The sequence below is a fragment of the Kitasatospora sp. NPDC048296 genome (assembly GCF_043201815.1).
Taxonomy (GTDB): Bacteria; Actinomycetota; Actinomycetes; order Streptomycetales; family Streptomycetaceae; genus Kitasatospora.
In genome coordinates this window covers 1-1,941 of sequence record NZ_JBICZB010000194.1, presented here as the reverse complement: position 1 = coordinate 1,941, position 1,941 = coordinate 1, and the positions used below count along the sequence as shown (strand labels likewise).

General features: G+C 67.5%; 1 protein-coding gene. It reads right to left on the bottom strand.

Annotation, left to right across the window (positions count from 1 at the left end; translation table 11 throughout):
- Positions 1 to 113 precede the first annotated feature (113 nt).
- Positions 114 to 1,826: an IS1634 family transposase gene (locus ACGF12_RS38410; RefSeq protein WP_393041249.1), complete on the bottom strand. Its 1,713-nt coding sequence runs from the start codon at positions 1,824 to 1,826 to the stop codon at positions 114 to 116.
- Positions 1,827 to 1,941 lie beyond the last annotated feature (115 nt).

The window sequence follows — 1,941 nt, the reverse complement described above, 5'->3', positions numbered from 1 at the left end:
CCCGCGTTCGACATAATTCCGCGGCCTGGAGCTGCGAATCCGGGGTCTGACCTGGGCGGACGTGCGTGTGTCCGCCTGGAGGGCGTTTCTCTAGGCGGTCGCGTTTCGGCTGGTCAGCGGGATGCGGGCTGGAGCGCGACGACCTGCTTGGGGACGGGGATCTGAAGCTTCGCGAGCAGGTCTCGTTGTGGCTTGGTCAGGGCGGTGACCTGCTGGAACGTTCCGGCAGGGCCGGTGAAGGTGCCCAGGTGGAGGCGGTCGAGCTCGCGCCGGATCTGCGGCCAGGTATCGCCGGTGGTGGTCTCGGTGATCCGGATCAGCAGGAGGGCGAGCCAGCAGAGGAGGACGTGGGCGCGGATGCGTTCTTCGAGTCGGTGGTAGACGGGCCGCAGGTCGATGATCTGCTTCATGTCGCGCCAGCCGCGTTCGACTTCGAGCAATTGCTTGTAGCCCAGCGCGATGTCCTCGGCGCTCAGGTGGGGGTCCGAGCAGCGCAGGAGGTACTTCCCGTCGAGGTTCTCCTCCGCCTTGATCTTCGCCTGGTCGATGCGGAGCTTGCCGGCCGGGGTGGCGCGCAGGTAGCGGTTCAGGCCGGGCTTGTCGGCGATCCGCCCGCGCAGTTCGCCCCGTTTGAAGTCGCTGAGCTTGTCGGTGTCGGCGATCAAGTCAGCCAACTGGGCGACGAGTTGTTCACGCATGTGCCGGTCACGCTCGGCCGCTTCGGGGTTGTGGCAGATCACGAACCGGTCGGTGTCGGATATCCGCACTTCCTTGACGCGCATGTTCTCGCCGACGTCCTGGTAGCGGCCCTGCCGGGACAGGGCGGCCTGCACCTCGGGACTCCCGGAGCGGAGCTTCTCGCCGATGATGTAGGCATGGTCGCCCTTGCGCAGGTAGCGGCGGTTCTCGGCTGAGGAGAAGCCGCGGTCGGCCACCCACACGATCTTGGAGAGGGTCCAGTCCCGCATATCGTCCTTGACCTGGCGGATCAGGGTCTGGTCGGAGGCGTTGCCCGGCCAGCACCAGCAGCGGACCGGGATCCCGTCCCTGGTGACCGCCATGCCGATCACGATCTGGGGCAGGTCGTCGCGGGAGTCCTTCGACTTCCCGTAGGTCCGGAACCCGGCCTGCTTCGCGTCGCCGTCGTCCTGGCCGTCCTCCAGCTTGCGGCCGGCCTCGTCCCGGGCGACGGGCTCGTCGGGCTCCTCCAGCTCGAAGTAGGTGCTGGTGGTGTCGAAGAACAGCAGGTCCACCTCCAGGTTCAGCAGGTTCGCGACCTCGTCGAACACCTGCTTCTCCAGGTCGTCCTTGACCTCGTGCAGCCAGTCCATCGCCCGGTAGCAGGTCTGTTCGCCGACCTCGGTCAGCCCGGCGATGTGCACGTCGTTCGTGATCCACTCCGCCGCCGCGAGCTTCGAGGACGGGGCCAGCGCGCGGTTGGCGACCAGGGCGAACAGCACCCGCTCGGTCGCGGTCATGTCCCGGCGACGGCCCCGCTTGGGCTGCCCGACCCGGCCCGCGATCTGGTCGATCCGCAGCCGTCGCCACAGGTGATCGAGGACGTAGGCGCCACCGAACGGCGCCGAGGAGGTGAACTCCAGGTCCGACGCCGCCGTCGCAGCCAGCGCGTCACCCGGTTCCAGCAGCTTCGATAGAGACGCGACCAGGCGCCTGACCGCGTCGCGGTCCAGCTCGTCCTCGCGGCCGAAGGTAAACAGCACCTTCGGCACCGCCCGCCCCTTCACCGGATCCCACTCGTTGTGGGCCAGGTGGAGGTACCGGACCGTCCCGGACTTGTTCTCCCGCTTCGTCGTCTTCACGTACATGGCTCCAGACGATAGGCCGAAGCCACAGGCCAGCGCAGGCGAATCAGGAAAGTCGCGTCTCTAGGCACTTTCGGCCGTTCGCTCCGCCTGCAGCCCGATGACCTGCGCTTTCAGT

Bases quoted from the DNA above. Each gene is read 5' to 3' on its own strand.
- ACGF12_RS38410 (WP_393041249.1), bottom strand. From the start codon at position 1,826: ATGTACGTGAAGACGACGAAGCGGGAGAACAAGTCCGGGACGGTCCGG.